Raw genomic sequence first — 26,272 nt, forward strand, 5'->3', positions numbered from 1 at the left:
GACATTCTGTTACGGACATCGAATTTTAAACTAGGATAGTTATTTCGCAGGCCCAGTGATTTTTATTAAGTAGGCTTTCCTGCGAGTAAGCTCATTAACATTTGATAGGGATGGCACGATACGGCATCAATTCTTCGTTACTACGGCAACATTATTTTTTACAGTTGCACTCCCATCCGACGCAAAAGATAGAAGAGAATAAAATAACAGCCAATGGTAATAGCAGCAGATAAGCTGAAACTAAACCAGAAACCCATACCTTGCTTAAGTAATATGGATAAGACTGGAAATAATAGCAGTGAAGGCAACACCAGCCAGAAAATTTGCATTGAAAGGTCTGCAATCTCCGATAGCGGGAAACCTTCAACATAGAGCCAAACGAACGCTAACAATGATGTAAGAGGTAGAGCTGCTATAAGTGCGGCAAAGCCGGTATTCCGCTTTGCAACTTCTGCGATAGCCACGATTACAATCGCAGAGATAAGAATTTTGGATGCATAATACAACATAAGAACCTAGCGTTATCATTGTTCAACGAACAGAATTCGGACTGACATCAGTTTTAAGCCACTTATATGTCCTCTATACTATTTTAAGCAGGAAAGATGAGGCACAAAAACTCGCAGAAATTTGCATGATAAGTCACAATTAAATTGCTTTTATTATTCCCCAAAAATATCAAACTGAATACAGTTTATAAGCATGATTTATTATTGAGAGCGCCAGATCTTAAACCATATCATTTTTCACCTCACTAGCTAGTAGTTTAAATTTGTTAACAAGATATCCAAACTTTTTAAACGTTTCAGTCTGTTTTTATCTATTTCGCTCCTTCCACCCGGCTACAATTAAGCCTCCGAAATAACGCAATAAATTATGTCAAAAATAACATCAATTTTTGTAAGATTTATGGTCACGTTAACAACCGCAGTGCTTCCTGATACTTTTCCATTGTCTGCTGCAAAATTTGATCGGGTAATTCAGGCGCTGGGGCTTTTTTGTTCCAATCCTGTTTTTCCAGCCAATCGCGCACGAATTGTTTGTCGAAACTGGGCGGGTTTTGCCCGGCCTGGTATTGATCGGCGGGCCAGAATCGTGATGAATCCGGCGTCAGTACTTCGTCGATCAGATACAGCTCGCCTGCGTCATCTTGCCCGAATTCAAACTTGGTATCCGCAATGATAATGCCGCGTTGCGCTGCGTAATCAGATGCTTCTGTGTAGAGCTGGATAGCCTTTTCACTGACTTTTGCAGTCAGTGCTTTCCCGAGTTGGTTTTCCACTTCCGCCAGGGAAATATTCTCATCATGCGCGCCCGCTGCGGCTTTGGTTGACGGTGTAAATATGGCGCCACCCGGCAGTTTTTCGGCCAGCTTCAATCCAGCAGGGAGTTGAATGCCGCAAATGGCGCCGGTTTGCTGATAGTCTTTCCATCCCGATCCAACCACATAGCCGCGCACAATCACTTCAATCGGCAATGGCTCTAAGCGCCTGATGACAAATGCGCGATCACGTACTTGTTCGCGTTCGTTCTCCGCAACCACGGATTCCGGTGCAATGCCGGTCAAATGATTGGGCATGACATGCGCCAGTTTCTTGAACCAAAAATCGGACAGCGCCGTCAGCAGTTTCCCCTTGCCCGGCACAGCAGTTGGCAAAATCACATCAAATGCCGACAAGCGATCGGTTTGCACGATGAGCAATTTATCGCCATTCACGGCATAGATATCTCTGACTTTGCCGCGATGTAGCAATGGCAGGCTTTGGATGCTGGTTTCAAACAAGGCGGATGGATTTATCATGAGCATTGGATTCAATTGTGTTTAAAGCATTTTTAATGTGGATGGCTTCTTGTAACACTGTGTCAACATTCTCGCCCAAAACAGTGTAATGACCCATTTTTCGACCCGATCGTGCTGCGGTCTTACCGTATAAATGTAATTTGGCCGATGCATGTTGCAGAACCAGATTCCAATCAGGCTCGCCGTGTTGCCACAAATCGCCCAACAGATTAACCATTACGGCAGCGCTATGTTGCGCGGTTTCTCCCAACGGCAAACCGCACAGTGTACGCACCTGCTGTTCAAACTGTGACGTGATACAGGCATTGATCGAATAATGTCCGCTATTATGCGGACGCGGCGCAATTTCATTGATCAATAACTCATCATCTTGCAACACAAAAAACTCCACGCACAACACGCCCTGATAACTTAGATTTTTAACAATCTGACAGGCAACGTTTTGCGCTTGCTGCGCTAATTGCTGCGAGATTCTTGCTGGCACGATACTGATATCGAGAATGCCGTTAACATGGTGATTCTCAGAAACCGGGAAAGTTTTTAACTCTCCATCGTAGCCGCGTGCCACCACAACGGATATCTCATTTTTGAGCGGCATGAATTTTTCCAGCACGCAAACCGGATGATTCAATTGCGCATAGGCGACCAGTAATTCTGCTTCATCAGCAACAGCTTTCTGTCCCTTGCCATCATAACCGAACTGACTGACTTTCAGGATGCCGGGAAGCAAGTCCGCGACATCTTGCGTTGCGATGTCACTCTGTTGCTGTATAACCGCAAACGGTGCAACGGCAAAACCGTTGATACCCAAGAATTGTTTTTCTGCAATCCTATTTTGTGCGATGGAAACACTGTAGGCATCCGGGCTGACGACACAAGATTTAGCGAGCGTTCGTAATGATTTCGCAGGAATATTTTCAAATTCGGTGGTAATGGCGGCACATTGGCTGCTGAGTTTTTCCAGTGCTGCTTGATCCGCATAATCCGCACAGATGAAATCATCAGCAACCCGCCCGGCTGGACTATCACTGGCGGGATCCAATACCGTCACCCGGTATCCTATTTGTTGAGCCGCCATCACAAACATGCGTCCCAGCTGCCCGCCTCCAAGGACACCCAGCATGGCTCCAGGCATAATGCGCATTATCGCGGTAACTCAGAAGCCAGCACCGCTTCGGTCTGCTTCTGCCGGAATTCGTTCAATTGCACATTCAATTCGTTATCATCTACCGCCAATAACGCAACCGCAAACAACCCCGCATTAGCTGCGCCTGCTTCACCAATAGCAAACGTCGCAACGGGCACGCCTTTAGGCATCTGAGCAATCGACAGCAGTGAATCGAGTCCTTGTAAATGCTTGGAATTCACTGGAACACCCAAAACCGGTAACGTGGTTTTTGCGGCAATCATGCCCGGCAGATGCGCGGCACCCCCTGCCCCTGCAATAATGCACTTTATGCCGCGCGCTCTGGCCTCTGCGGCAAATTGAAACATCAAATCCGGTGTACGATGCGCTGAAACCACTTTGGCCTCATAAGCAACATGAAATTCATCCAGTATCGCAACGGCATGCTGCATCACATCCCAATCGCTTTTACTACCCATCACTACGCTAATTAATGGTTTAATCATTTAACTTCAGTCTGCTATAAATTTGAGAATAACGATGAACAGAATCTTGCATAATCAAGCTATAAAAACACGGCTGGCTATTTTATAAGTCTGTGCAATAATCGTGTGATTTATTTTGATAGCTTCGATAAAAATGCAATTGGTATTATACTAGCCGTACTCAGTATCACCCTGTTGAATGGCCTATATTTCAGCGTAACAGTTTTCATTAAATTATCTACAAAAACAGTTTTTATGAATTTTCAGCGCGGAAAACAAAACGACGAGCCAGAAATCAACCTGGTTCCGATGATTGATGTGTTATTGGTGATACTCATTTTCTTGATTGTTACCACCACGTATTCAAAATTTGCTGAACTCGAAATCAACTTGCCGCAAGCGAATGCGGAAGAGGTCGACAAAAATGTCGAGAAACCCAATAATATCGATATTACTGTCAACGCTGCGGGTGACTACACGATCAACCGGATGCCCATTAAATTTTCCAGTATAGAAAGCCTGCGTGATGCATTACAGTCTGCAGCCCAGGATCTATCGGATCCATTTATCATTATCAATGCGGACGCAAAAGCTACTCATCAATCGGTCATCACTATTATGGAAGCTGCTCGTTTGGCAGGACACAATAAAATTACCTTTACCACTGAAACAAACAGCGCCAAATAACCAGTCAAATCAAATACAATTTATCAACATAACATGACATCACTCATTCGTCGTATCAGTAACGTATTCTTTAAGGAGAAAATAATGTCTAGTAGCAATCTTGAAAACTTTTCTAAAAGTGCTCAATCGGGCTCACAGTACATACTGGCACCGCTGCCATATGCAAATAACGCATTGGAGCCCGTGATATCAAGCAACACACTCGGTTTTCACTATGGCAAGCACCACAAAACTTATGTGGATAATTTGAATAATCTAGTGGCCAATACCGATCTGGCAGGCCAATCACTGGAACACATTATCAAAGCAACCGCCGGGCAGGCTGACAAAGCCGCCATTTTCAATAATGCTGCGCAAGTATGGAACCACATGTTTTATTGGCATAGCTTAAAACCCAATGGCGGTGGCGAACCGTCCGCAGCACTGAAGCAAAAAATTGAAGCCTCGTTTGGCAGTATCGATGCATGTAAAAAGGAATTTGCCCAGGCGGCCATGACGCAATTCGGCAGCGGATGGGCATGGCTGGCGCTGGATGGAGACAAGATCACCGTCGCAAAAACAGGCAACGCCGACTCTCCATTGACCAAAAATATCCGGCCATTATTGACCATCGACGTATGGGAGCACGCCTATTATCTAGATTACCAAAATCGCCGCGCAGATTACGTGAATACCATATTGGATAAGTTGATCAATTGGGATTTTGCTGCGGCCAATCTTGGATAATCTCCCGATTTATGACTGATATCACCATCGCCCTGTCAAAAGGGCGAATTTTTGAAGATACCGCACCTCTGCTAAAAGCAGCAGGAATTATCGCGCTGGACGATCCAGAATCATCACGCAAATTAATTCTCACCACCAATCGCAGCAATGTACGCTTGATTATTGTGCGCGCATCGGATGTACCGACGTATGTGCAATATGGTGCAGCGGATCTGGGTATTGCTGGAAAAGATGTGTTACATGAGCACGGTGGTATCGGTCTTTATCAACCGCTGGATCTGAACATTGCGCGTTGCCGGATGATGGTAGCCGTACCTGAAGGTTTCGATTACGACTCTGCCGTGCGCCAAGGTGCGCGATTACGTATCGCGACCAAATATGTACAGACTGCTCGAGAACACTTTGCCGACAAAGGTGTCCATGTCGATCTGATCAAATTGTATGGATCAATGGAATTGGCGCCATTAGTGGGTTTAGCTGATGCGATCGTTGATCTGGTATCGAGCGGCAATACATTAAAAGCCAATCATCTTAAAGCGGTGGAAGAAATCATGCCGATCTCGGCAAGATTGATTATTAACCAGGCCGCACTGAAGCTTAAGAGAGAGATCATTCAACCGGTGTTGGATGCGTTTTCTGATGCTATCAAACAGTAGGGCCACCAATGTCGCCTCAGCAGGAATTCACTTCACACCATGATTCCAATCAAACGATTTAATTCAGTCGATTCTGACTTTAATGCCAATCTTGACAAGCTATTGGCCTTTGAAAATGCACAAGACGATGCGATCGATTCGACAGTAGCCAAAATCCTTGCCGATATCCGTACCCGCAAGGACGCTGCGTTAATCGAATATACCAACCGCTTTGACAAACTTTCCGCAGCGTCCGCCAAAGATCTCGAGCTCACACAAGATCATCTGCAGCGATCCTTGGCAGCTTTACCGTCGCCCCAACGGATTGCACTGGAGCAAGCCGCTGAACGAGTCCGCAGCTACCATGAAAAACAACAGCTCAGTTCATGGCAATACACGGATTCAGACGATACGCTACTCGGCCAGAAAGTCACGCCGTTGGATCGTGTAGGCTTATATGTACCTGGCGGCAAGGCCTCCTACCCTTCCTCTGTGTTGATGAACGCCATTCCCGCAAAAGTAGCGGGGGTAAAAGAATTGATCATGGTTGTTCCCACACCGAATGGGGAAAGAAGCGACCTGGTCCTGGCAGCCGCAGCAATCAGCAAGGTTGATCGGGTTTTTACGATCGGAGGCGCACAGGCTGTTGGTGCATTGGCTTATGGCACGGAAACAATACCGCAAGTTGACAAGATTGTTGGCCCCGGGAACGCCTACGTCGCCGCTGCCAAGCGCCGGGTATTCGGCATCGTCGGCATCGATATGGTTGCCGGTCCTTCTGAAATTCTCGTAATTTGTGACGGCAAAACCAACCCTGACTGGATTGCCATGGATCTGTTCTCTCAGGCGGAACACGATGAACTAGCCCAATCCATTTTGCTATCTCCCGACGCAGCATTTCTCGACCAGGTGATGCAAAGTATTAATCGTCTGCTAGACGGAATGCCACGCAAAGATGTTATTCGAGCTTCGCTGCAAAATCGCGGCGCTTTGATTCAGGTAAAAGATCTGGATGAAGCCTGCGCAATCGCCAACAAAATTGCACCCGAACATCTGGAATTATCGATTGATCAACCGGAGCACTGGGTCAATAAAATCAGACATGCCGGCGCTATTTTTCTCGGCCGCTATGCCTGTGAAGCCCTGGGTGATTATTGCGCCGGCCCCAATCATGTACTACCTACATCTCGAACAGCACGATTTTCCTCACCATTGGGTGTTTACGATTTTCAGAAGCGCAGCAGTCTCATTCAGGTTTCTCAACAAGGTGCAGCAAAACTTGGAAAAATTGCCTCTGTTCTGGCCTATGGGGAAGGATTGCAGGCACATGCCCTATCAGCAGAATATCGCTATAAAGATTGATAAGATCCTGAATTATTACTGCGACAATTTATCGATGACTGTGGGATTCAATCATGACGATTATTACCTCACGTGATCACCCCCTCATTAAGCAATTGATTAAGCTGGAAGGATCATTACAATATCGTAAGAAAACAGGTTTAACATTGCTGGATGGCATACATCTCGTTCAAATTTACGGTTCAGTACTGGGTACACCTGAAAGTTTAATTGTCAGCCAATCCTATTTCGAAACTACCGAAAATAAACGTTTTCTCAATATACTTTTTGGCAATACGCTACCTAAAATAATCGTCGCCAGTAATGCACTATTTCGTGCCATATCCCCTGTAAAAACACCGACAGGTATTCTCGCGCTTATTACAAAGCCCGAATTGAAGAACGAATCCGGCAATGAGAAAGAAACTTCTAGTGTTTTGTTGGAAACAATCCAGGATCCTGGAAATCTAGGCTCTATTTTACGTTCGGCAGCCGCGGCTAATATCAAAAATATCTATTTATCCAAACAATGTACCGATGCTTGGTCGCCCAAGACACTACGGGCTGCCATGGGGGCGCATTTTTTCTTGCATATCCATGAAAATTGCGATTTACATCAGATTGCACAACAATCTCCCGGAACTGTTATTGCCACATCCATTCAAGCCAGTAAAAACCTGTTTGAAATTTCACTGGTGGGACCGGTAGCATTTGTATTCGGTAACGAAGGGACAGGATTGTCGAAAGAAATAATACAAGCAGCCGACGAGAATATCTCCATTCCCATGCCCGGCAAAACCGAATCATTGAATGCCGCTGCTGCTGCCGCTATTTGTTTTTTTGAGAAAGTACGCCAAGATAGAGTATCAGCATTGCATCCCGATATTGGAACTAAATAATATAGCGGTGTATCATACTGCACCGAACAACACAGTATCTTTGGAGTACCATGAAAATCTCGTTTATGTCTCTTATCATCTTGCTTGGATGTTTGCTATTTAATTCTGCCAGTGTCATGGCACTGCATCATGAACCACAAAATGCACAGGAATCCGATGGAAAAATGTCCAACAATGAAGGAAAAGTCATCGATATTATTGATACCACCGGTTATACCTATATGGAATTAGAGAATGGCGGCAATCGCTTCTGGATTGCCGCTCCCACGACCAAAGTCAATAAAGGCGATCATATCCGTTTCATTGAAAATATGGTAATGACCAACTTCACCAGCAAAACACTGAATCGCACCTTCAGCACACTGATTTTCGTTACTTCTACGGAAGTAAAAAAATAACTCCTGAGGAAATTAGCAAAACCCTATTCTTAGAATCTAGACCACAAATACTGTCGCCTTTATTTATGGCGCATGCATTAATTCAGCTTTAACCAAAAAATTACGAAGAACAGCAGCTTGGCGTTGCTGTTCTTCGTTGCAAGACATGCCACATGAAATTTGATGTCCAATCACACAAACTTAACTTTTCATTCTTCATAATTCTTTTCACACTATCTCCCAGCTAACGATAAAGCCGCCGACGCCATTCTTAATGGAGTTATACAGACAATCAATACCGCCATCTTAGTACCTTAACCAAGCGTTTTTATAGATCCATTACTTCTTCTTGTCACTGGCTGGCTTTTCTTCCTGTTCTTTTGTGACTGGATTCTGCAATGTGTACCCCTCTTCCTTCGCTTTATAGCCGCCGTAAGCCCCTGCTCCTCCCGCTGCGAGCAGCCAACAGCCAGATAGCACCGGAATTATAAGCAAAAGTACCCCCACATGCAGTAATTGACTTATCTTCATGGCAACCTCCTAAAAGTTAATTTATTTTATAGCAAACATCATGGCAAACGTATGACGTATCATAATTACAAATATAGTTTTTCATATAAGCTTGATCGTATCAATAGGTATTAATTTTGAATCACTGGATTAATTTACAATTCAGTACAAACAAATATTATTTTAGAATCAAACTATGTATGCTACGACAGGGTAATTGCTAAAAGGAGCTGATCGATGAAAGTTGAAGTCACGATCGAATTAGATATAAATCTATATAAAATCAGTGTTGCAGACATAAAAAAATTATTGGAAGAGATGATGGATCCCAAAAAATTCGACGCTTTGGAAGCAATCAGTATAAAAGATATAAAAATAGGAAAATAGCTTATCTCACACAATTTGAGATCCTATCGGAACTGAATATTCTTCTAAAAAACAGTCAAGCTGTGAAACAATGATTGTAGATTCTATGGACGATTGGTTTGAGTGGTTAACATCCGCGAAGATGTCTGTTGTTATGAGGCACGCCCCTATTATTAGCTACCAGCAACCGGGGTAATACTGCAACAAAGCAACATTGCGGCTGAGCGTTGATGTGTTTTTACAATATGTAACTTTTACGAAATCTTTCTAAAGGGAAAAATAATGGAAAAGCATTTAAAAGCAGTGGTAGGTAGTATAGGTACCTATCAAGTAATCTTTAAATCAGGTGCTACTGTAATTCTTGAGAACGTTGAGTTAGTACAATACGGTTCCTCTACTGGAGAACCAAATAGCTGGGTTTTCGAGCGGAATGGCAGGAAAATAAGCTACACCCCCCACTTTAAAGCATCCGCATCAAATGGCGAAAAGCCACTTGACGATGTCATCGACGCAATCCTACATCTCAAATAAAGCGTGCTAGCTTAGGTCACATCAGTAAAACCAATCAAGAGCTTATTCTTGAGGCTTTTCAGTTCATCCCGGTATTGCGCTGCTTCTTCAAATTCCAGGTTTTTGGCGGCACTCAGCATTTTCTTTTCAACGCGCTGAATTTCTTTGGCCAATTGCGTTTCGTTCATGACGTCATAGCGTGCCTGGACTTGTGCGGCTTTGAGGTTTTGTTGCGCGGATTCATAATTATAGACGCCATCGATCAGATCTTTGATGCGTTTATGGACAGATCGCGGTGTAATGTGATTTTGTAGATTATGCTGCATTTGCTTATCGCGTCGGCGCTGTGTTTCATCGATCGCAAAGCGCATTGATTTTGTTATTCTGTCGGCATAAAGAATTGCGGTGCCATTAATGTGACGCGCGGCCCTGCCTATGGTTTGAATCAGCGATCTTTCCGAGCGCAGAAAACCTTCCTTATCGGCATCCAGTATGGCGACCAGCGAGACTTCAGGAATATCCAGTCCTTCGCGCAGCAAGTTAATGCCAACCAGCACGTCAAATTGACCGAGACGTAAATCGCGGATGATTTCAACGCGTTCAACGGTATCGATATCCGAATGCAGATAACGAACTTTGATCTTGTGATCAGAAAAATAATCCGTCAAATCCTCGGCCATGCGTTTAGTCAGCGTGGTGACCAGCACGCGCTCATTCTTGGCTGTACGTAAATTGACTTCGGACATTAAATCGTCCACCTGGGTTGTCACCGGCCGTACTTCAATGATTGGATCGACCAGGCCCGTAGGCCGGACCACCTGCTCCACCACCTGTCCGCTATGTAATTTCTCGTAATCGGCTGGCGTTGCTGATACAAACACCGTTTGCGGCATCCTTTTTTCAAATTCTTCGAATCTCAAGGGGCGGTTATCCAAGGCGGATGGCAAGCGAAAGCCATAATTCACCAGATTCTCCTTACGCGCACGATCACCTTTATACATCCCACCAACTTGTGGCACGGTAACATGACTTTCATCAATGATCATCAATGCATTTTTCGGCAAATAATCGAGCAGGGTTGGCGGCGGCTCACCGGGTTTCTTACCGGAAAGATGACGTGAATAATTTTCAATGCCTTTGCAGAAACCCAATTCATTCAACATCTCCAGGTCGAATCGTGTGCGCTGTTCCAGGCGCTGCGCTTCAACCAATCGGTGTTCCTGATAGAAGTATTCCAGGCGTTCACGCAACTCAGCCTTGATGGTTTCCATTGCGCGCAACGTAGTACTTCGCGGTGTGACATAGTGACTGGAAGGATAGACAGTAAAACGCGATAATTTTTGCAGCATACGACCGGTCAGTGGGTCAAATAACGACATGCTGTCGACTTCATCATCAAATAATGACACCCGTACCGCTGCTTCAGCGCTTTCAGCAGGAAAGATATCCACCACATCGCCTCTGACGCGAAATACACCGCGTTTGAATTCCAATTCATTGCGATCGTACTGCATTTCAGTCAGGCGCTTAATAATATCGCGTTGAGAAATTTTCTCACCAGTGCGCAAATGCAAGATCATGCCGTGATAATCCACCGGATCGCCAATACCGTATATACACGATACGGAGGCCACTATGATGGCATCGTCGCGCTCCAATAAAGATTTTGTAGCGGATAAACGCATCTGTTCAATATGTTCGTTGATGCTGGAGTCTTTTTCTATAAACAGATCTCGTGAAGGCACATAGGCCTCAGGTTGATAATAATCATAATAAGAAACAAAATATTCAATCGCGTTTTCAGGAAAAAATTCGCGCATTTCAGCATACAACTGCGCCGCCAACGTTTTATTCGGTGCCATTAAAATTGCCGGGCGGCCAAGGCGTGCGATCATGTTGGCGATCGTGTAGGTCTTTCCTGAACCAGTCACTCCCAATAAAGTCTGATAGGCAAGGCCATCACTAATACCTTCAACCAATTGTGCAATGGCTTCCGGTTGATCTCCTGCCGGCTCAAATGTCTGATGTAGTTGATATGGACTATTGGGGAAGGTTACGATCACGAGTATAATTCCATTATTGAATTGCTTCTTCGTGTCATTCTAACATGCTGATCACCCTATTTTAGTGCGAGGATTTTTGTGAAACTTTCTAACCGCGTTCAAACCATTAAACCATCCCCTACCCTTGCTGTAACCGCTCGTGCCGCGAAACTAAAAGCCGAAGGTAAAGATATCATTGGATTGGGAGCAGGCGAGCCTGATTTTGATACACCTCAGCACATTAAAGATGCTGCCATAACTGCGATCAATAAAGGATTGACCAAATATACCGCCGTCGGCGGGACACCCGGCTTAAAAAATGCCATTGTGGCGAAATTCAAACGTGAAAATAATTTTGATTTTGAAGCCAGGCAAATTCTAGTTTCGTGTGGTGGTAAACAGAGTTTCTTTAATTTAGTCTTATCAGTGATCGATCCAGGCGATGAAGTCATTATTCCAGCGCCTTATTGGGTTTCTTATCCTGATATCGTCTTAATCGCTGAGGGCAAACCGGTTTTTATTAATACCGGCATCGAACAGCATTTCAAAATTTCGGCAAAGCAACTGGAAGCAGCGATTACCCCAAAAACCAAAATGTTTGTCATCAACAGCCCCAGCAATCCATCCGGTGCTGTCTATACCATGGATGAACTCAAAGCGCTGGGTGAAGTTTTACGCAAACATCCACAAATTCTGATCGCTACCGATGACATGTATGAACATATTCTTCTATCGGATCAAATATTTACTAATATTGTCAATGCCTGCCCGGATTTGTTTCCGCAAACTGTCGTCCTGAACGGCGTATCCAAAGCTTACTCAATGACCGGATGGCGCATCGGTTATTGTGGCGGACCTGCGCACATTATCACTGCAATGGAAAACATTCAGTCGCAAAGTACATCAAATCCCAGCTCCATCTCCCAAGCAGCCGCAGAAGCGGCACTCAATGGTGACCAATCTTGTATTAACCCGATGGTATCTGCGTTTAAAGAACGCAATGTTTTTGTGACTGAACAATTGAATCAGATAAGCGGTGTTCGTTGCCTATCTTCTGATGGTGCGTTTTATGCGTTTGCGGATGTCCGCCAAGCGATGGATGATCTTTATAAAAGAAAATTAATTAGCACACAGAACGATATCGCGTTTAGCGAATATCTCCTGGAGAATGCCGGTGTCGCCGTTGTCCCAGGCTCCGCATTCGGGTGTGAAGGATATATGCGTTTATCCTTCGCTACTTCACTAGAAAACCTAAAGCAGGCATTAAGCCGTATTAAAAACCTACTTAAATAATCACTTAATTCCCGGGGCTACTAATGAAAGGCTACAGCAGCTTTCTTGGTTTTCCCGGCTCGCGAAGGTATATTGCATAGACCGCACACATGATTAGAATGAATCTCTAAAGAGTGCACAACAAACTGGCCATGACAGCTGACACATGGCGCTATACACAATACACCGCTATCGACGAAACGTATCAAAGTCCATGCCCGGGTCAGGCTTAAGACTTTTTCCTGCTGGTTTACTTTGATATGTTCCATATATAGACGATAGCTTTTAATCAATGCATCAATACCACCGATGCCGGCATTCGTTGTAACATAATGATATATGTTAATAAACAACGAAGAATGCATATTGGGCTGCCAGCTCATGAACCAATCTTCCGAGTAAGGCAACATGCCTTTAGGGGGAGATACTCCCCTGATTTCTTTATACAACTTAACAAGTCGCTCGCGACTCAGATCAGTATTCATTTCCAGAACCTGCAATCGCGCACCCAATGTGATGAGCTCGGTTGCGAGTTGAATTTGCTTGGCTTCGGTTAGAATGCTTTTATTGCGCATTATAGACCCCTCATTTGGATATCAATTATGCTATCGCTTCTGCTGGTTTTCCAGCCATTAAAATAGCTGCATGGTAAGCGTCCAACGCCACCATCTAACAATTTTTAATGCGCTCAATTATCCTCAAACATTTTTTGAGAGGATAACCAATGGCATTACCGACAGATCCGCAAAAACATATAGAGACCTGGCAGTCGAGTGGTTTATCGCAGGTAGCGTATTGTCGTCAGCACAAGCTGAATTCCAAAACATTCGCGAACTGGTTGCGGGTTTATCGTTCTCAACCAGTTGCTGCAGTTGCGTCGACTTTGATTCCGGTTGAGATCAAGTTGGAGCCTTCGTCATCCGGGTCACTGTGTTTACGCTGTCCGCAAGGTCATACGCTAGAACTACCAGCAGAGATATCACCCCAATGGCTGGGGAAATTGCTGAAATGCCTGGATTGATTGCTAATCCGGGTAACATCTGGCTGGCAGTAGAGCCGGTTGATATGCGCCGTGGTATTGATGGTTTGTCGATGCTGGTACAGCAGTCTTTGGAGCATGCGCCTTGCGCAGGTTCAGCTTTTGTGTTTTGCAATCGTGCCGGAAATCGCATCAAGGTGTTGCTGTGGGACGGCACCGGCGTGTGGTTGTGCCAGCGCCGTTTGCATGAGGGTAAATTTGTTTGGCCAAAGTCAGATGAACGCTGTTTTACGTTGACGCAAGCACAGTGGAATTGGCTAATAGCCGGTGTCAATTGGCAGCGATTATCGGCGTTTCCACCGGCACATTTAAAGGCTTAACAAAACATCTATAAGCCTCTATTAATAAGCGTTTCAGTGTGTTTTGTGGTAGAATTGGCACCATGAAAACGCTTGCACAATTAGATCATTTGAATCTTGATGCAGATACTAGAATGCAGGTTCAAATGCTGATTGAGCAATCGCAAAAAGAAATTCATTCTCAGCAGCTCAAAATCCAAGCGCTGACCATGGAGTTGGCCTATTTGCGCCGGAACCTTTTTGGCAAAAAGAGCGAGTCATTATCTGCACACCCCGATTTGTTCGAGGAAACTTTACAAACTGATCTGGCAGCGGTACATGCCGAAATCGAACAGCTCGACCCATCAGCAAAAGCCGATTCGGCTAAATCAACACGTTCCCGCGCTGGCCGCCAACCATTGCCAGAACACCTGCCACGTATTGAACACCGTCACGAACCAGAATCCTGCCAATGCAGTCAATGTGGTCAGAATCTGGTTAAGATCGGTGAAGATATTAGCGAGCAGTTGGATGTGGAGCCAGCAAAGTTCTTCGTTCACCGTCACATCCGTCCACAATATGCATGCAAGACCTGTGAAATCGTTACTGCCGCGCCTATTCCGTTAGCCATTATTGATGGCGGTATGGCCGCACCCGGCCTGCTGAGTTGGGTGCTGACCAGTAAATACCTGAATCACCTACCACTCTATCGCTTAGAACAGATTGCCGCACGGGAACAAGTCACGCTTTCACGCTCAACAATGGCGGAATGGGTCGGTCGTAGCGGCGTTGCACTCCAACCTTTGGTGGATCGGCTGACCTGGCATCTGTTGCAAGGCAACACGCTGCATGCCGATGAAACGCCAGTAGCGCAACTTGATCCTGGCAAAGGCAAGACGCGCAAGGCCTACTTGTGGGCCTATCGCAGCAACGACTTGGAACCTGGGCCGCGCATTATCATCTTCGACTATCAAGCCGGTCGTAGTGGCCGGCATGCGCAAAGCTTTCTGGAAAACTGGCATGGTCATTTGCTGGTCGACGACTATGGCGGCTACAAAGCCCTGTTCGCCGAAAAACAGACGGAGTCCTGCACTGAACTGGCTTGTTGGGCGCATGCACGCCGTAAATTCTTCGATCTGCACCAGGCTAATAGCAGCCTGATGGCGTTGGAAGCGTTGCAGCGTATCGGCAACTTATATACTATTGAAGTAGAAGGTAAAGATCTGACCATCGCAGAACGTCAACAACTACGGGAAGAAAAAAGCCTGCCCGAGTTGGAGGCATTACACGATTGGCTGGTGCAAACCCGCGCTCAAACAGCAAATGGGGGTGGTTCCGCCAAAGCCTTGGATTACACACTGAAACGTTGGGGCAGCCTGATCCGCTATGCACAAACCGGCCACCTGCCAATTGACAACAATCCCGTAGAAAATGTCATTAGACCTATCGCGATTGGAAAAAAGAATTGGTTATTTACCGGTTCAGAGCGTGCAGGCCAACGTGCAGCAGCTATTCAAACTCTATTTGGAACTGCTCAACTCAACGGTCTGAACTCATCTGATTGGCTCAAAGATACGCTCATAAAATTACCCACGTGGCCTAACAGTCGAATTGACGAGTTGCTACCGTTACCACCTGAATTTATTGAAATGCTGAGAAAAAATAATTGATAGATGGTGGCGCTGGACGCTTACGTTTAAATCTCTCTGTCAATCAGTCTATGAAGTAAACTATCTTTAAATAAAGTACTAATAACAAGTTTGATTTTCTGTGCTACTCGACGATTCCGAAGCTACCACAGCTAGTTTGTCCGAGTACCGTTAAAACAGTAGATGGGCCACCAACAATAGTGCCAAGACAAGGTCCGCAAAACGCGAGGTCACTTAGAAGAAAACCAAGGCCGGTGTCGTGCTGCATCCAGTTTTCCCCGGCGTCGCTGGTTGCGATCAACATACCATCAGAGCCGACTGCCCAGGCGCGCTTTTCATCAATGGCGGCGACGCGCAGCAGATCTACATTGGGTATTCCAGAAGTCTGAAAGGCCCAGGTTTGTCCACCGTCTGTGGTATGCACGATCGCACCTGATCGGCCAACTGCCCAGCCGTGCCGCTCATTTGGCGTCTTAGCAAAATCAACGCCATAAAGTGGATCCGTCGTTGGCGAAGGCAATACTTGCGGAATGCTCCAACTTGTTGTGCCGATTTCTGCGCGGATAATTAGTCCGATGATTCCTGTCGTTCCCTGACCTACGGCGACAACGTGTGGGACATCGTCCATAATGTTGAAGGTAACATCGGCCATCAAAGTCGCAGACTCCGGCAACACAATCTGAGAGCTCCAAGTATCGCCACTATCGTTTGTGGTTAATACTAACGCCCTTTGAATGCCTTCCGTAGTGGTTCCGACCGCGTAACCGGTTTGGTCCTTGAACCCGACACCAAGCAGCATAAAGTTTGTCGGGTCGGGAAAGGATGAAATGGTACTAGGCGAGGACCATGTGGCACCTTTGTCATCCGATATAAGAATCGTACCCTCGTCCCCGACGGCAACCATACGGTTTGCTTCAGCGAAGGCGACATCGCGAAAATGTCCTTTAAACCCGGAGGGTTGGAAAGTCCATGAAACTCCCCCGTCGCTGGTTGTCATCACGGCGCCGTCTCTTCCAACCGCTACTCCGTCGCAGCAGTTGGCAAACGCAACTCCGGATAATCCCTCAGACAATCCTGCTTGAATCCCTAAGTCTTGAGTAACAAGTTTAACTGCCATGATGACTCCCCCTTAATGTATGAGAAAAATAAATTCTTTTTTTCAAATTCTGACGCCAGGTTTTCTACCTCGGACAGAATAAAGGCATTTGATCTAGAACATTAAAATATTGTAGTAAGCCCCTATCGGTTTTACGTGTAATTATGATCTTCTATTCATAACATATATTTTTTGACGAAAATACTCAGCACCCTTTTTTCCTCCTCCTTATTATTTGATAATCACTATTCAGTGTTAAATAACACTTTTAAAAAGCTTTTTAATATTTCTTTATAAATATCTTATCAGCAACAGCGTTACAGATTAGTTACAGATAAGAAATATTGGTAGACCTCAAAAAATTATTGCGGACATCTGTCCTGTTGATCGGTTGTCACCTTAACCCCGCAGCTATCTCTTAATGCATTTTCAAAAGCAACCGTGCATGTCTCGCCTGAATCACCATAATTGCCTTTTCCTGCATACCAAGGTTGAGTATATTCATGGGAATCATTTGTTTTTTCTTTATCTAATAAATCTAACAAATAAAACGTAAGTCCCTGCATAGAATGAGATGCCTTATTGGGAAAACGCACTTCCTGAATATGTCGTTCCGGATTAAAGAACATCTTATGAAAGATGCGAAGATTCGCCAGAATCTCATAGGCGTCATATACTCGATATATCCTGGCCTCCCCTTTTAACTCTGATGAATCGCACTCGCATGCGGAAACCTGATTCTTTGGTGACTGCTCGCGAAAACCTGTCGCGGAGCTGGGATCGAATGCGATAGCTTGAAGTATGTTCTTGGGATGTGAATAAAGGGCCTGCTGAGCCAGTCCACCACCCAGTGAGTGTCCTGTTGAATAGAACTGAACTGGCTTATCCGATTTGCTGAAATGATTGATAATTTCCTGCGTATTTTTACTTGCAGATGAATATTGGTTTCCCATTGGCAAATGTCGCACCAACCAATAAAGATTTCCGTAAAGCCAGTCCTTAACTCCCCAGGTTCCCCGGAATGCAATTACTACTTGCATCAAATCATCCGACTCCTTGGTATATACCCTATAAAATAGACCGGTATCATCTTCACAAGCCGGGATCCATTCGACTTCATTATTTTCTTGCCAACCTCTGGTATGAAGAAGTTCTTCTAATTGCTTCCTTTCGCCAACAGCGACCTTTGGAGTCTCATTGCCACAATTCTTGTCTTCTGCATATGCCAGGGTGGACATTGCAGCGAATGGAAGAAATCGATCTGCAGCTGCAGATCTATCTTCAAGCACCATTCTGAAGTGTGAGGAACGTATACGAGCTTCATTTTCTCCAAGAACCTGTCCACCGCAGTCCTCAAGTGCAAAGTGAGTGCACGCTTGGAGCAGCATGAGAAGTATTACTAAAATTGAAGTTTGCCATGCGCTCCCAATCTCTGGATTAGTGGGGGAAGGCTTTCGATTTGAAAGATTGTTGGCCACGATCTTCTCCAATAGCGAGCAAACGCAAGATTGAAATATTACGTGCGACGATTATTGCTACATCCTTACATCTTACAAAATTAGATTGGCAAAATGAAGAATATACCCTTTTTATAAAAAGGGATATATATTTATAATGAAATATATTTCTGGATAAGATAAGAAGAAAAATCAAGAGCGTTTGTTGCTGATCTGTGAGTAGTTACAGTTATTGGAACCGCTGCAAAAATTAGGATTCGGATCGCGCACCAACCTCGGCCAACGATCATGTATCCAGGCATATTCAAGCGGTGTGGCAATGGTCACCACGTAAACCCGCAGCTCATTATCTCTTTCTGCCAGTAACCCTTGAATCACCATGCTTGTATCCAAGGGTATCCAGTGGGATTCGTTATTCTGATCTTTCTCCATGAACCGGTTAGCAACAATTAATACCGGTCTTGGGTGCCAGGGTTTCCATTTGCCGCTTTTAATGGAACTGAGTCGTGCCCAGCCACCATTGGGAAATTTACCAATAGCTTCATCCTTGCGTCTACCCCAGGTTACCCAGGTAACATTGCCATCTCGTAGCCGCACAGGCAAACTTGCCCCTGGCTGCGGGAAATAAATCTTCTGGTCCTGGTATTCAATGCCGCCACACATACGAATCCTGTCCGTTATCGACTGCGCCCTTTGTTCTTTGTGTTTTTGGTTAAACCGCCCTCTTCCGTCACAAAGGCTCTGGGCTTTCTGGAAATGGCACTTACTTCCTCGGGTATCGATGCCAATAACCTTTCTTCTCTCAAAGAACGATAACTCAGCCCTTCCGTTGCTATCACATCCCTTAATATGCCAGCTTCACATGCCTTAAATAAGATGGGATGTCTAAAATCATTAACATTGGTGACGGCAAATACCATATTGACGCCAGAATTGCGTGCAAAATTCTGTAATCGTGCCAGTAACAGATTCTGAGGGCGATTAAGTACAGATAGCGGCAGCTCACTTAGCGATGATACAAAACCTTTTGCATTGATACCGACCAAACTAAAAAACTGATCCCGTTGTTTTAAGTCATGGCCAATCTTCGCAAGATCCTGCGGTGCGGCTATTTTTTCCAGAAGTAATTCATGGCTTTTATAATGATTACTTTGATAACCCCCTGCCCGATCACCCATCCAATCCACAAAATCCACCTTGCCCATATTATCAATGACACTGTATTGGCTGGTATTGATCACGATATGGCCTTTGAATCCTGAAACGAGTAACGCAAGTTTTTGTGTAAATTTGATATCATGACTCGATGGCGTAGCATTGCCCGATGGATGATTGTGCAATATCCAGTAACCATCCGCTTTAACCTGGCATTTGGTCTTTTCTACCCAAACATCCAGATCATCATTGCCACGTCCGATTCTTTCCAGATAGACTGAGCCCGGTAATCGGGAACTCACAGCCGTATGATGAACGATGCGATTCATGCGGGTGTAGAAGATTCGTAGCGTTTCATAACGCGGATCGCGCAATATTTGCGCCATTACTGCCAGATCCCGACCAGACGCAATGGATTGGTTCAGGAAAGTGGTGCCGCCTTTTTCTCGGAAGTCTTTCGGGAAATCACAACCCAGTAAGGTGCCACCGGCCCATCGAGCATGAGCTTCAAGCAGTTCTGTATAGGCAGATCGCCCCGCTTCCTTTTGTTTTTCGGTAGTGTCAGGACGAGTCTCAATTTTTTCATAAAGATCACCTTCATCATGACTGGATGGGTTTACAGGGATTTTTAGTAAATCATCGCGCATTGTGCTGTGTTCCTGTCGGTTATTGCGTCAGTGCGCGTTTTTGTTTTTTTCCTTCCACGTCTGGTTGTGCAATATCTGTACGAAGTTGCGACATTTGTTCCATGTTTTGCCGAATGATTCGTTCAACAACCGATCCAACTTGGCGTTTAACCGCCTCAATACCCAGCGTACTTTTATTGGCCAGATCATTAAAATCACTGAGTTTCAGTGACACTTGCTCATCAGGTGCAAAAGTCGGAAAAACTGCCACACCATTCACCACTTTTGCAGCTTCGATGGCTTTTTCTCGGCCTGGATTGATGCCATTGACTGATTCCTGGAGGAAATCATCATCTCCGGCGATCACAATGGGTTTGTGCGGGTATTTTTCATGCAGGACTTGAGCCACCTTGGACAAATTGCCTGAATCAAACGCGGCAACTACGGGAGCATCCAGGGCTTGGGATAGCGTGTCTGCAGTCGCATAGCCTTCTGAGATCACGATGGCAGGTGCTGCATCCAGTGCGCTCAATCCCCTGTTCTCAGCATCGACCACATGGAAATGGCTCTCCTTTTTACTACCCGTTACAAAAAACTTGGCGCCACTCGGTTGTATTGTTTGCACTGTCCAGGTTTGTCCATTGATGTCTTGCGCCGACAGTAATAAATCACCGGCTGTTAAAACGATGTTACTGGGGTTTTCTTCACGCAATGCCTTGGCTTCCTTCCAGTCTTTAGCAATTTTGATCATAGAATCCGCGGGCAAAGCATCGGCATTCTCAGGTACGATTCTCAAGTTCCACGGGCGCGCATTCTTATCCGATAGGTAAGGATGGAAAGGGTCTGCAATTGGTGCGATTAGCAGCAATTCCTTGACTGCTGCAGCCACTTTCAATTGCTGCTCATGCAGCTCGACTTTTCTGTTTTGCTGCTTGATCGCGGCCTGTGTCACAAAGGCTGCTTTTTGTTCGTCTGTGAGCGAATATCCTTTGGCCTTCCAGTGCGCCTCGATACCGGTTCGGTTATTCTTGAAATAACCGGCAGGATGACCATCCAGGTGCGCGACATAGAAACCGGATTTCTCGCTCGCCTTGTCACCGGCAACCTTGATTCTGTGTGTGCTGCCATCCATTGCAGGATGATTACCGTCAATAATGCAATTGTTGGCACGTAACAATTCAGCAAATTCCGCTTCAGGATTCAAGGCGGGTTCCTGTTGTGCGGATACATTCTCCGGCAACCAGCGCTGTAATGCGCTTATGTCAGCATTCTTGCCTACATACCAGGATTTGGCGGCATTGTCCCAGTTCGCACCCGCCGCTTTGGCCTGGTCTTTTTCCTTAAAAGGAACGACCAGATATTGGCGTGTAGTTATGCCTTGTTTTTCAGGAGCTTCTTTGCTGGATAGTTTCGATTCAAGTTCACTGGAGGGGTTTTTGTCCATTTCGTTCGCCTTACTCTGTAAATTCTGCTCTGTATCCATTATCAATGATTGCGCCAGCATTATGGGCTGGTCCAAATTGTCTTGCTCCTGAACCACTTCCTGCGTCCGTGATAATGATAGTACGTAATCCTGAATTTTTTCAGCATCAGCTGCCGCACGAAAAATCTCTTTCGGATCTTGTTCCAGTACTTTTATCCATGAACCCACATAAGCAGCATGTTGCCCTGGATCATGGCCGATTCCCAGTTCACTGCCTAAAATCATGCTGGCAATCTCAGCGCGTAATTCTTCTTTCGCGTAGCCTTCGCTGCCGAATGGGTTAGATAAGTCACGATTTAAGCGCAATTCATGGCCGCTCCAGTGACCCAGCTCATGTAGCGCTGTGGCGTAATAGCGATCGGGGGTTGGAAACTGGTGTTTGTGCGGCAAATGGATACTGTCTGTGGCCGGACGGTAAAATGCACGATCGGATTCCCCGTGCTTGATGACCGCATTTGAGGCTTGTAATATCTCTTCAGCCCGATCAATCGGATTCCAGTCCGGTGTTTTAATTTCAAGCTGGGGCAGATTATCAATCTGCTCGCCATTAAATACTGTGGCGTAAAACGCTCTTGGGCGTTCAAGTTTTACCTGTTCTTTAATTTGCTGACCCTCACTGTCGAGAACAGAATTGCCGTTGGCATCTTTTTGGGTGCGATCTTCGGTGAATTTCCAATATTGTACCTGCGTGCCCTGCTCGCCTTTGCGCACCTGGGCGCCAATGCTCACTGCCTGCTTGAACGTCAACCAGCGCGGATCAGAATAGGATCGGCTCATCAGGTTCAGGGTATTAATGCCTCGATAGCGCTTATTTGTGGTGGGATTGTGGGGTAATGTCAAAAGCGGATCACCCGGCTTCCATGGCTTTTGCCACGGTGCGGTGCCCTGCTTTAATTGCTCAATCAGGTTTTCGGCCACTTGTTCATGAAAAGCTTTCTTAATTGGCTTCATTTCGCCCTCACCTGCAGTTGATCCATAGTGCTATCCAGCGCGTCTTGTTCACTTAAAGCACTTTCCTCAAAAGCTCCCAGTCTTTCAGCCTCCTGAGGGTCAAATTCAGCCTGAAAACCGGGTGTTTCCATATCTTGCAGCTTTTCGTCTATCACGGAGTCCATTATTTTCAGATCTGTTTCCAATGCTGGGGTTTCGGGTTTGTTCATCATTTACTCCTTCATTTCTGCTCTATTCCCACAAAGATTTCATAGGATTTTTGCCTGTCATTTAGGCGGAACTCAAATGACATTAGCGTTGCGTAACATAGGCCGGTTATTCACAGTTCTATCCACAGGATTTGTGAGTAATTTATTTTTTTGGGTTTAACGGTGCCCTGAAACGATCTTCCAGCCAATCAGCCCATTGAGTGGCTTTAGCCATCAAATCAGCCCGATAGGTCGCATTGACTTTTGGCGTACGTGAATGATAATTGGACGCTTTTGTCCACACATCGCCTTTATCCTGCTTAATATGCAGGCGGATTCGCCAGGCGGCCAGCTCATAGGGATAGCAACCAGGCAGTGCTGCATCACTGGGAGTGATCCCGTATCGTGCTAAATCGCTCAAATAGGCCGTATTGAATTGCATCGAACCGACATCATGGGTTCCATTGCGGTTACTCACCCATTGTCCCGGTTTGCCTCCTTCTTTTTCCGCAATGGCCAAAAGTATATTGGCCGGTATTTCGTACTTGATCGCCGCCGTGATTGAACACACGATTCTATCCTGCTGATCGGGTGGCAGATCCATCATGGATTAATGCGCCGGTTGCTGAATATATCGTTGCTGATCCTGATCCTGCGGCAGTTCTTGTTCTTGTACTTGTGGCTGCTGTTGTGGTGGCTGTGGTTGCGCTTCTTTCACCAGAATCTCGACACGACGATTTTTTGCCCTGTTTTCAGGGGAAGTGTTGGGTGCCACCGGCTCAGCAGAACCGCGACCATCAATACTGATACGATTGGATGTAATGCCCTGACTTACCAGATATTCACGTGTACTGGCAGCACGATTGACCGATAAGGGGTTATTAATGGCATCATTGCCGGTATCATCGGTATAACCGATAATGGTTACCTGAGAATCTGGATTACTTATGAGTCCTGCGGTCAGGCTATTGAGTACCGGATGCATTTCGGGTTTTATGGTGGATTGCCCGGTATCAAAGGAAATATCGCTGGGAACATTGACTTTTAGCTGATTGTCAGCGGTTTGAGTCACAGAAACCTTTGTGCCTTCGGTCGCCGCTTCCATTTTCCTTTTTTGTTCTTCCATCCGGTTGGACCAGATATAGCCCCCCACTGCACCGACACCCGCACCAATTCCTGCACCCAGCGCCGGGTCTCCGGCTATGGCGCCGATAATGGCCCCAACCGCGGCACCTGCACCCGTACCCATGGCGGTGCCTTTTGCTGTGCTTTGCTGGGATTCGCTCATAGTGGCACAGCCACCCAGAAAAAACAGTAACGCCAAAAATGTAAGTAATTTTTTCATGGTTATATTCCCTTTGTTTGAGGGTATTAGTAGGATTTCTGTGCTGGTGACTTAAAAGGATAGTTTGATACGCCCTTACTTTTGCTTGGTGCGCTGAATTCTCCCTCTCCTGCTACCGAAGCTGCCGACTTAACAGCATCTATTGCACTATTGCCTCCACCTAATATTGATGCAACCGACGATATCGCTCCCGCTGCCTTAGAGAGTCCCATGCTAGCAACGGCCATCGATGTGGCTGCCGCACCGATGACATGACCTCCACCATAATTACCAACCCCTCCCGCATTAATACTGCTACCGGTAATAATTCCGGCTATCATGGGCGGTAGTTTTGAAATCAAAACATAAAACGCAATCACAAAAATTAACATGACACCCAATTCTTCAAAGTTCATGATGTTTTGATTCATTTTTCCATAATAGTTAATCAGAAAATCACTACCAATCCCAACGATCAAAGTCATGACCATTAACTGAATACCGATCCCCAAAACTGTTTTAAAGTAGTTAATGGCGAAATCAGTCGTCCAGCGCGAGCCACCAAAACCTAATAAGAAAATACCTGCGTATAAGAGTACCCAGGAAGAAATTAGCAGCAACAACATGTTGACTGCGATGACCGCGAGAATAATTAGGATAATGAGTGAAAGAATGATGGCTAGTAGGCTGTCAATTGGACTTAGAACGTTTAAATTATCGTACCCTAGTCTAAATATTTGAAAGCCTATATCCATTACATTACCGTGCCCTGACCCAGTCATCCCTGAAGCCTGATTACCCAATACCTGCATGGATTCAATAATGGTTCCACCAATATTGTGTCCTGACACAGCATTGCTCAGTAACCAGAAGAAAAATCCCGTAAATATTATAAATCGAGTAAATTCCGCAAAGAAATCTCCAAGATCAGCCTTGCGTAGAATCATCATGCCAAACGTCCACACCATCGAAATTAACACCAGCGTCCAGAATAGACGTGTTGCTGCCGCTTCCAGGGCGGTATGCCAGTTTTTGGCCTTATTAAAAAACTTTTGAGTAACCTGTTCCAGAACGCTTTGGTTCGTTGCCGGATCAATATAGGCCAACTCCGCAAATGCGGCTGTAGAAAACAACATCAAAATTAAGGCACTAAAAAAGAGACATAGATTCGATTGATTCACAGGGTTGATCCTCTAACAATTAGATTGAATGATTACTGTGCTTCGTCAGATGCGACAGGATTGCCATCTTGATCAACCAGTCCATGGGTTACGCTAAAGTGTATCCCTCTATCCACATGCTCTGGCTTAGGCTCCTTTAGGACAATCTTTCCGTCTCCATCCACGTGATCACCACAGCCTATCAGTGTAAAAAGTAATGCAGCCGCTATCGTAATAATTAGCGTTTGATTGGTTTTCATAATTGATTCCTTTGGTTTAAATTAAAATATATCTCGAACATTCCATGCTTTTGCCGGTGGCAAAGTTTGTGGACTTAGCCGTTTGGTTGCGGCCTGATGTGCGGCTTGCTGCATGGCTTCTCGATCCGTTTGCGCCTGATTTCTGGCATTCTCTGCATTAAACTGTGCAATCATCATGGTACGCAATTGCAACAGTTGGTTGGACTGATAGGCAGCTAATTGGTTGGCGTACTGAATCGCTTCCAACTGCCCGCCTGCTGTTTCTGCCCGTGATTGCAACAATTGCAAATGCGCGGCATCGAGAGGCACTCCATCCTGATGTATTTCCAGGCCCCGCAATGATGCATCATTAGCACTTTTTTGCGCGCTGGTGCTGGTTGTTTGCCCTTGCTTGATCAAATCCCAGGCTGAGTCTGAGCATTTGCCCTCCAGATTAAAACAGGGTGAACCACTGTAATAACTCGCGTTTCGGTACCGGTTCAGATAGTTTTCTACACCGCCCTGGTCTTGATAATATTTAAGTGTATTCGATGCTTGGACTAACCGGTTCATCGTATATTCCGCTTTTGCCCAAACATAAGCTGCCGGTGCTACCGTGTTTCTGAGCATGTTTTCATATTGCTGCAATTGCGTTCGATACTGATCGATCTGCTTGAGCCGCATTTCTACACTCTCATAAGCGGTGACCGTAGTCTGTTGTATATTCGATAGATCAATCACAGCCATCCCCCCTGCGTGGCTTTTTGAGGAATACCCAGCGCTAATAATTACGAGCAGTATTGCTACCCCAAGGGCGGTTATGTTTTTACGGTTTATCATGTTAGATGCT

At 45.5% G+C, this 26,272-nt stretch carries 30 protein-coding genes; 12 read left to right on the top strand and 18 right to left on the bottom strand.

Going from position 1 to position 26,272, the window contains the following annotated elements; genetic code table 11:
• Positions 1-158: 158 nt before the first annotated feature.
• The 4 genes from C8R34_RS04160 to purE form a co-directional block, all read right to left on the bottom strand.
• Positions 159-509: a DUF3147 family protein gene (locus C8R34_RS04160; protein ID WP_110338144.1), complete on the bottom strand. Its 351-nt coding sequence runs from the start codon at positions 507-509 to the stop codon at positions 159-161.
• A 404-nt stretch (positions 510-913) separates the two neighbouring features.
• Positions 914-1,801 carry a phosphoribosylaminoimidazolesuccinocarboxamide synthase gene (locus C8R34_RS04165; RefSeq protein WP_110338146.1) on the bottom strand — a complete coding sequence of 296 codons (888 nt, stop codon included), beginning with the start codon at positions 1,799-1,801 and terminating at the stop codon, positions 914-916.
• The gene (locus C8R34_RS04170; RefSeq protein ID WP_110338148.1) at positions 1,776-2,945 is read right to left on the bottom strand and encodes a 5-(carboxyamino)imidazole ribonucleotide synthase; all 1,170 of its coding nucleotides are present in this window, start codon (positions 2,943-2,945) and stop codon (positions 1,776-1,778) included. The genes C8R34_RS04165 and C8R34_RS04170 overlap by 26 nt, the downstream gene beginning before the upstream one ends.
• Complete coding sequence (gene purE / locus C8R34_RS04175) at positions 2,945-3,433, bottom strand: 5-(carboxyamino)imidazole ribonucleotide mutase (RefSeq protein ID WP_110338150.1); 489 nt, start codon at positions 3,431-3,433, stop codon at positions 2,945-2,947. Before purE ends, C8R34_RS04170 begins: the two co-directional genes overlap by 1 nt.
• Before the next feature lie 234 nt (positions 3,434-3,667).
• On the opposite strand from purE, the gene C8R34_RS04180 reads away from it, so the two are divergent.
• The 6 genes from C8R34_RS04180 (at position 3,668) to C8R34_RS04205 (ending at position 8,098) form a co-directional block, all read left to right on the top strand.
• The gene (locus C8R34_RS04180; protein ID WP_110338293.1) at positions 3,668-4,099 is read left to right on the top strand and encodes a biopolymer transporter ExbD; all 432 of its coding nucleotides are present in this window, start codon (positions 3,668-3,670) and stop codon (positions 4,097-4,099) included.
• Between the two features lie 84 nt (positions 4,100-4,183).
• Positions 4,184-4,825, top strand: coding sequence for a superoxide dismutase (locus C8R34_RS04185; protein ID WP_110338152.1), 642 nt, complete (start codon positions 4,184-4,186; stop codon positions 4,823-4,825).
• Positions 4,826-4,836: 11 nt separating this feature from the next.
• Entirely contained in the window at positions 4,837-5,481 is a 645-nt protein-coding gene (gene hisG, locus C8R34_RS04190; protein ID WP_110338153.1) for an ATP phosphoribosyltransferase, read from the top strand.
• A gap of 42 nt (positions 5,482-5,523) precedes the next feature.
• On the top strand, positions 5,524-6,822 hold the full coding sequence (gene hisD / locus C8R34_RS04195; RefSeq protein WP_110338295.1) for a histidinol dehydrogenase: 1,299 nt from the start codon (positions 5,524-5,526) through the stop codon (positions 6,820-6,822).
• 53 nt (positions 6,823-6,875) lie between these two features.
• Complete coding sequence (locus C8R34_RS04200; protein ID WP_110338155.1) at positions 6,876-7,700, top strand: RNA methyltransferase; 825 nt, start codon at positions 6,876-6,878, stop codon at positions 7,698-7,700.
• 50 nt (positions 7,701-7,750) lie between these two features.
• On the top strand, positions 7,751-8,098 hold the full coding sequence (locus C8R34_RS04205; protein WP_110338157.1) for a hypothetical protein: 348 nt from the start codon (positions 7,751-7,753) through the stop codon (positions 8,096-8,098).
• 318 nt (positions 8,099-8,416) lie between these two features.
• Here C8R34_RS04205 and C8R34_RS04210 read toward each other — a convergent pair whose 3' ends face one another.
• Positions 8,417-8,608, bottom strand: coding sequence for a hypothetical protein (locus tag C8R34_RS04210; protein WP_110338159.1), 192 nt, complete (start codon positions 8,606-8,608; stop codon positions 8,417-8,419).
• Between the two features lie 216 nt (positions 8,609-8,824).
• On the opposite strand from C8R34_RS04210, the gene C8R34_RS16405 reads away from it, so the two are divergent.
• On the top strand, positions 8,825-8,974 hold the full coding sequence (locus tag C8R34_RS16405; RefSeq protein WP_165872521.1) for a hypothetical protein: 150 nt from the start codon (positions 8,825-8,827) through the stop codon (positions 8,972-8,974).
• Between the two features lie 261 nt (positions 8,975-9,235).
• Positions 9,236-9,484 carry a hypothetical protein gene (locus C8R34_RS04215; RefSeq protein ID WP_110338161.1) on the top strand — a complete coding sequence of 83 codons (249 nt, stop codon included), beginning with the start codon at positions 9,236-9,238 and terminating at the stop codon, positions 9,482-9,484.
• 11 nt (positions 9,485-9,495) lie between these two features.
• Here the strand turns inward: C8R34_RS04215 and uvrB are convergent, their stop codons facing one another.
• Positions 9,496-11,526, bottom strand: coding sequence for an excinuclease ABC subunit UvrB (gene uvrB / locus C8R34_RS04220; protein ID WP_110338163.1), 2,031 nt, complete (start codon positions 11,524-11,526; stop codon positions 9,496-9,498).
• Between the two features lie 78 nt (positions 11,527-11,604).
• On the opposite strand from uvrB, the gene C8R34_RS04225 reads away from it, so the two are divergent.
• The gene (locus C8R34_RS04225) at positions 11,605-12,798 is read left to right on the top strand and encodes a pyridoxal phosphate-dependent aminotransferase (protein WP_110338165.1); all 1,194 of its coding nucleotides are present in this window, start codon (positions 11,605-11,607) and stop codon (positions 12,796-12,798) included.
• Between the two features lie 20 nt (positions 12,799-12,818).
• On the opposite strand, the gene flhC is transcribed toward C8R34_RS04225, so the two are convergent.
• Positions 12,819-13,352: a flagellar transcriptional regulator FlhC gene (gene flhC, locus C8R34_RS04230; protein ID WP_110338167.1), complete on the bottom strand. Its 534-nt coding sequence runs from the start codon at positions 13,350-13,352 to the stop codon at positions 12,819-12,821.
• A gap of 149 nt (positions 13,353-13,501) precedes the next feature.
• Here flhC and C8R34_RS04235 point away from each other — a divergent pair, with 149 nt between their 5' ends.
• The 3 genes from C8R34_RS04235 (at position 13,502) to C8R34_RS04245 (ending at position 15,764) form a co-directional block, all read left to right on the top strand.
• Entirely contained in the window at positions 13,502-13,798 is a 297-nt protein-coding gene (locus C8R34_RS04235) for a hypothetical protein (protein ID WP_110338169.1), read from the top strand.
• Positions 13,765-14,136 carry an IS66 family insertion sequence element accessory protein TnpB gene (gene tnpB / locus C8R34_RS04240; RefSeq protein WP_258364350.1) on the top strand — a complete coding sequence of 124 codons (372 nt, stop codon included), beginning with the start codon at positions 13,765-13,767 and terminating at the stop codon, positions 14,134-14,136. The genes C8R34_RS04235 and tnpB overlap by 34 nt, the downstream gene beginning before the upstream one ends.
• Positions 14,137-14,198: 62 nt before the next feature.
• Positions 14,199-15,764: an IS66 family transposase gene (locus C8R34_RS04245; protein WP_110338173.1), complete on the top strand. Its 1,566-nt coding sequence runs from the start codon at positions 14,199-14,201 to the stop codon at positions 15,762-15,764.
• Positions 15,765-15,867: 103 nt separating this feature from the next.
• On the opposite strand, the gene C8R34_RS04250 is transcribed toward C8R34_RS04245, so the two are convergent.
• The 11 genes from C8R34_RS04250 to trbJ form a co-directional block, all read right to left on the bottom strand.
• Entirely contained in the window at positions 15,868-16,860 is a 993-nt protein-coding gene (locus C8R34_RS04250; protein WP_110338175.1) for a YCF48-related protein, read from the bottom strand.
• Between the two features lie 341 nt (positions 16,861-17,201).
• On the bottom strand, positions 17,202-18,317 hold the full coding sequence (locus C8R34_RS04255) for a hypothetical protein (RefSeq protein ID WP_132467062.1): 1,116 nt from the start codon (positions 18,315-18,317) through the stop codon (positions 17,202-17,204).
• 171 nt (positions 18,318-18,488) lie between these two features.
• Positions 18,489-18,959, bottom strand: a complete 471-nt coding sequence (locus C8R34_RS16845; protein WP_165872520.1) for a hypothetical protein — start codon at positions 18,957-18,959, stop codon at positions 18,489-18,491.
• A gap of 14 nt (positions 18,960-18,973) precedes the next feature.
• Positions 18,974-20,098, bottom strand: a complete 1,125-nt coding sequence (locus tag C8R34_RS04265) for a JAB domain-containing protein (RefSeq protein ID WP_110338179.1) — start codon at positions 20,096-20,098, stop codon at positions 18,974-18,976.
• 19 nt (positions 20,099-20,117) lie between these two features.
• Positions 20,118-22,511, bottom strand: coding sequence for a zincin-like metallopeptidase domain-containing protein (locus C8R34_RS04270; RefSeq protein ID WP_110338181.1), 2,394 nt, complete (start codon positions 22,509-22,511; stop codon positions 20,118-20,120).
• The gene (locus tag C8R34_RS04275; RefSeq protein ID WP_258364351.1) at positions 22,508-22,723 is read right to left on the bottom strand and encodes a conjugal transfer protein TraD; all 216 of its coding nucleotides are present in this window, start codon (positions 22,721-22,723) and stop codon (positions 22,508-22,510) included. The genes C8R34_RS04270 and C8R34_RS04275 overlap by 4 nt, the downstream gene beginning before the upstream one ends.
• A gap of 139 nt (positions 22,724-22,862) precedes the next feature.
• Positions 22,863-23,306, bottom strand: a complete 444-nt coding sequence (locus tag C8R34_RS04280) for a transglycosylase SLT domain-containing protein (RefSeq protein ID WP_110338185.1) — start codon at positions 23,304-23,306, stop codon at positions 22,863-22,865.
• Between the two features lie 3 nt (positions 23,307-23,309).
• Complete coding sequence (locus tag C8R34_RS04285) at positions 23,310-24,044, bottom strand: OmpA family protein (RefSeq protein WP_110338187.1); 735 nt, start codon at positions 24,042-24,044, stop codon at positions 23,310-23,312.
• 26 nt (positions 24,045-24,070) lie between these two features.
• Complete coding sequence (gene trbL / locus C8R34_RS04290; RefSeq protein ID WP_258364352.1) at positions 24,071-25,204, bottom strand: P-type conjugative transfer protein TrbL; 1,134 nt, start codon at positions 25,202-25,204, stop codon at positions 24,071-24,073.
• Between the two features lie 32 nt (positions 25,205-25,236).
• Positions 25,237-25,443 (bottom strand): hypothetical protein, encoded by a 207-nt coding sequence (locus tag C8R34_RS04295; RefSeq protein WP_110338192.1) that lies wholly within the window; start codon positions 25,441-25,443, stop codon positions 25,237-25,239.
• Positions 25,444-25,464: 21 nt separating this feature from the next.
• Entirely contained in the window at positions 25,465-26,262 is a 798-nt protein-coding gene (gene trbJ, locus C8R34_RS04300; RefSeq protein WP_110338193.1) for a P-type conjugative transfer protein TrbJ, read from the bottom strand.
• Positions 26,263-26,272: the final 10 nt, after the last annotated feature.

Source organism: Nitrosomonas sp. Nm84, assembly GCF_003201565.1.
Classification (GTDB): domain Bacteria; phylum Pseudomonadota; class Gammaproteobacteria; order Burkholderiales; family Nitrosomonadaceae; genus Nitrosomonas.

Excerpts from the sequence above, each read along its gene's own strand:
- C8R34_RS04160 (WP_110338144.1), bottom strand. The coding sequence starts at position 509 with ATGTTGTATTATGCATCCAAAATTCTTATCTCTGCGATTGTAATCGTG.
- C8R34_RS04165 (WP_110338146.1), bottom strand. The coding sequence starts at position 1,801 with ATGATAAATCCATCCGCCTTGTTTGAAACCAGCATCCAAAGCCTGCCA.
- C8R34_RS04170 (WP_110338148.1), bottom strand. The coding sequence starts at position 2,945 with ATGCGCATTATGCCTGGAGCCATGCTGGGTGTCCTTGGAGGCGGGCAG.
- purE (WP_110338150.1), bottom strand. The coding sequence starts at position 3,433 with ATGATTAAACCATTAATTAGCGTAGTGATGGGTAGTAAAAGCGATTGG.
- C8R34_RS04180 (WP_110338293.1), top strand. The coding sequence starts at position 3,668 with ATGAATTTTCAGCGCGGAAAACAAAACGACGAGCCAGAAATCAACCTG.
- C8R34_RS04185 (WP_110338152.1), top strand. The coding sequence starts at position 4,184 with ATGTCTAGTAGCAATCTTGAAAACTTTTCTAAAAGTGCTCAATCGGGC.
- hisG (WP_110338153.1), top strand. The coding sequence starts at position 4,837 with ATGACTGATATCACCATCGCCCTGTCAAAAGGGCGAATTTTTGAAGAT.
- C8R34_RS04200 (WP_110338155.1), top strand. The coding sequence starts at position 6,876 with ATGACGATTATTACCTCACGTGATCACCCCCTCATTAAGCAATTGATT.
- C8R34_RS04205 (WP_110338157.1), top strand. The coding sequence starts at position 7,751 with ATGAAAATCTCGTTTATGTCTCTTATCATCTTGCTTGGATGTTTGCTA.
- C8R34_RS04210 (WP_110338159.1), bottom strand. The coding sequence starts at position 8,608 with ATGAAGATAAGTCAATTACTGCATGTGGGGGTACTTTTGCTTATAATT.
- C8R34_RS16405 (WP_165872521.1), top strand. The coding sequence starts at position 8,825 with ATGAAAGTTGAAGTCACGATCGAATTAGATATAAATCTATATAAAATC.
- C8R34_RS04215 (WP_110338161.1), top strand. The coding sequence starts at position 9,236 with ATGGAAAAGCATTTAAAAGCAGTGGTAGGTAGTATAGGTACCTATCAA.
- flhC (WP_110338167.1), bottom strand. The coding sequence starts at position 13,352 with ATGCGCAATAAAAGCATTCTAACCGAAGCCAAGCAAATTCAACTCGCA.
- C8R34_RS04235 (WP_110338169.1), top strand. The coding sequence starts at position 13,502 with ATGGCATTACCGACAGATCCGCAAAAACATATAGAGACCTGGCAGTCG.
- tnpB (WP_258364350.1), top strand. The coding sequence starts at position 13,765 with ATGGCTGGGGAAATTGCTGAAATGCCTGGATTGATTGCTAATCCGGGT.
- C8R34_RS04245 (WP_110338173.1), top strand. The coding sequence starts at position 14,199 with ATGAAAACGCTTGCACAATTAGATCATTTGAATCTTGATGCAGATACT.
- C8R34_RS04250 (WP_110338175.1), bottom strand. The coding sequence starts at position 16,860 with ATGGCAGTTAAACTTGTTACTCAAGACTTAGGGATTCAAGCAGGATTG.
- C8R34_RS16845 (WP_165872520.1), bottom strand. The coding sequence starts at position 18,959 with ATGTGTGGCGGCATTGAATACCAGGACCAGAAGATTTATTTCCCGCAG.
- C8R34_RS04265 (WP_110338179.1), bottom strand. The coding sequence starts at position 20,098 with ATGCGCGATGATTTACTAAAAATCCCTGTAAACCCATCCAGTCATGAT.
- C8R34_RS04270 (WP_110338181.1), bottom strand. The coding sequence starts at position 22,511 with ATGAAGCCAATTAAGAAAGCTTTTCATGAACAAGTGGCCGAAAACCTG.
- C8R34_RS04275 (WP_258364351.1), bottom strand. The coding sequence starts at position 22,723 with ATGATGAACAAACCCGAAACCCCAGCATTGGAAACAGATCTGAAAATA.
- C8R34_RS04280 (WP_110338185.1), bottom strand. The coding sequence starts at position 23,306 with ATGATGGATCTGCCACCCGATCAGCAGGATAGAATCGTGTGTTCAATC.
- C8R34_RS04285 (WP_110338187.1), bottom strand. The coding sequence starts at position 24,044 with ATGAAAAAATTACTTACATTTTTGGCGTTACTGTTTTTTCTGGGTGGC.
- C8R34_RS04295 (WP_110338192.1), bottom strand. The coding sequence starts at position 25,443 with ATGAAAACCAATCAAACGCTAATTATTACGATAGCGGCTGCATTACTT.
- trbJ (WP_110338193.1), bottom strand. The coding sequence starts at position 26,262 with ATGATAAACCGTAAAAACATAACCGCCCTTGGGGTAGCAATACTGCTC.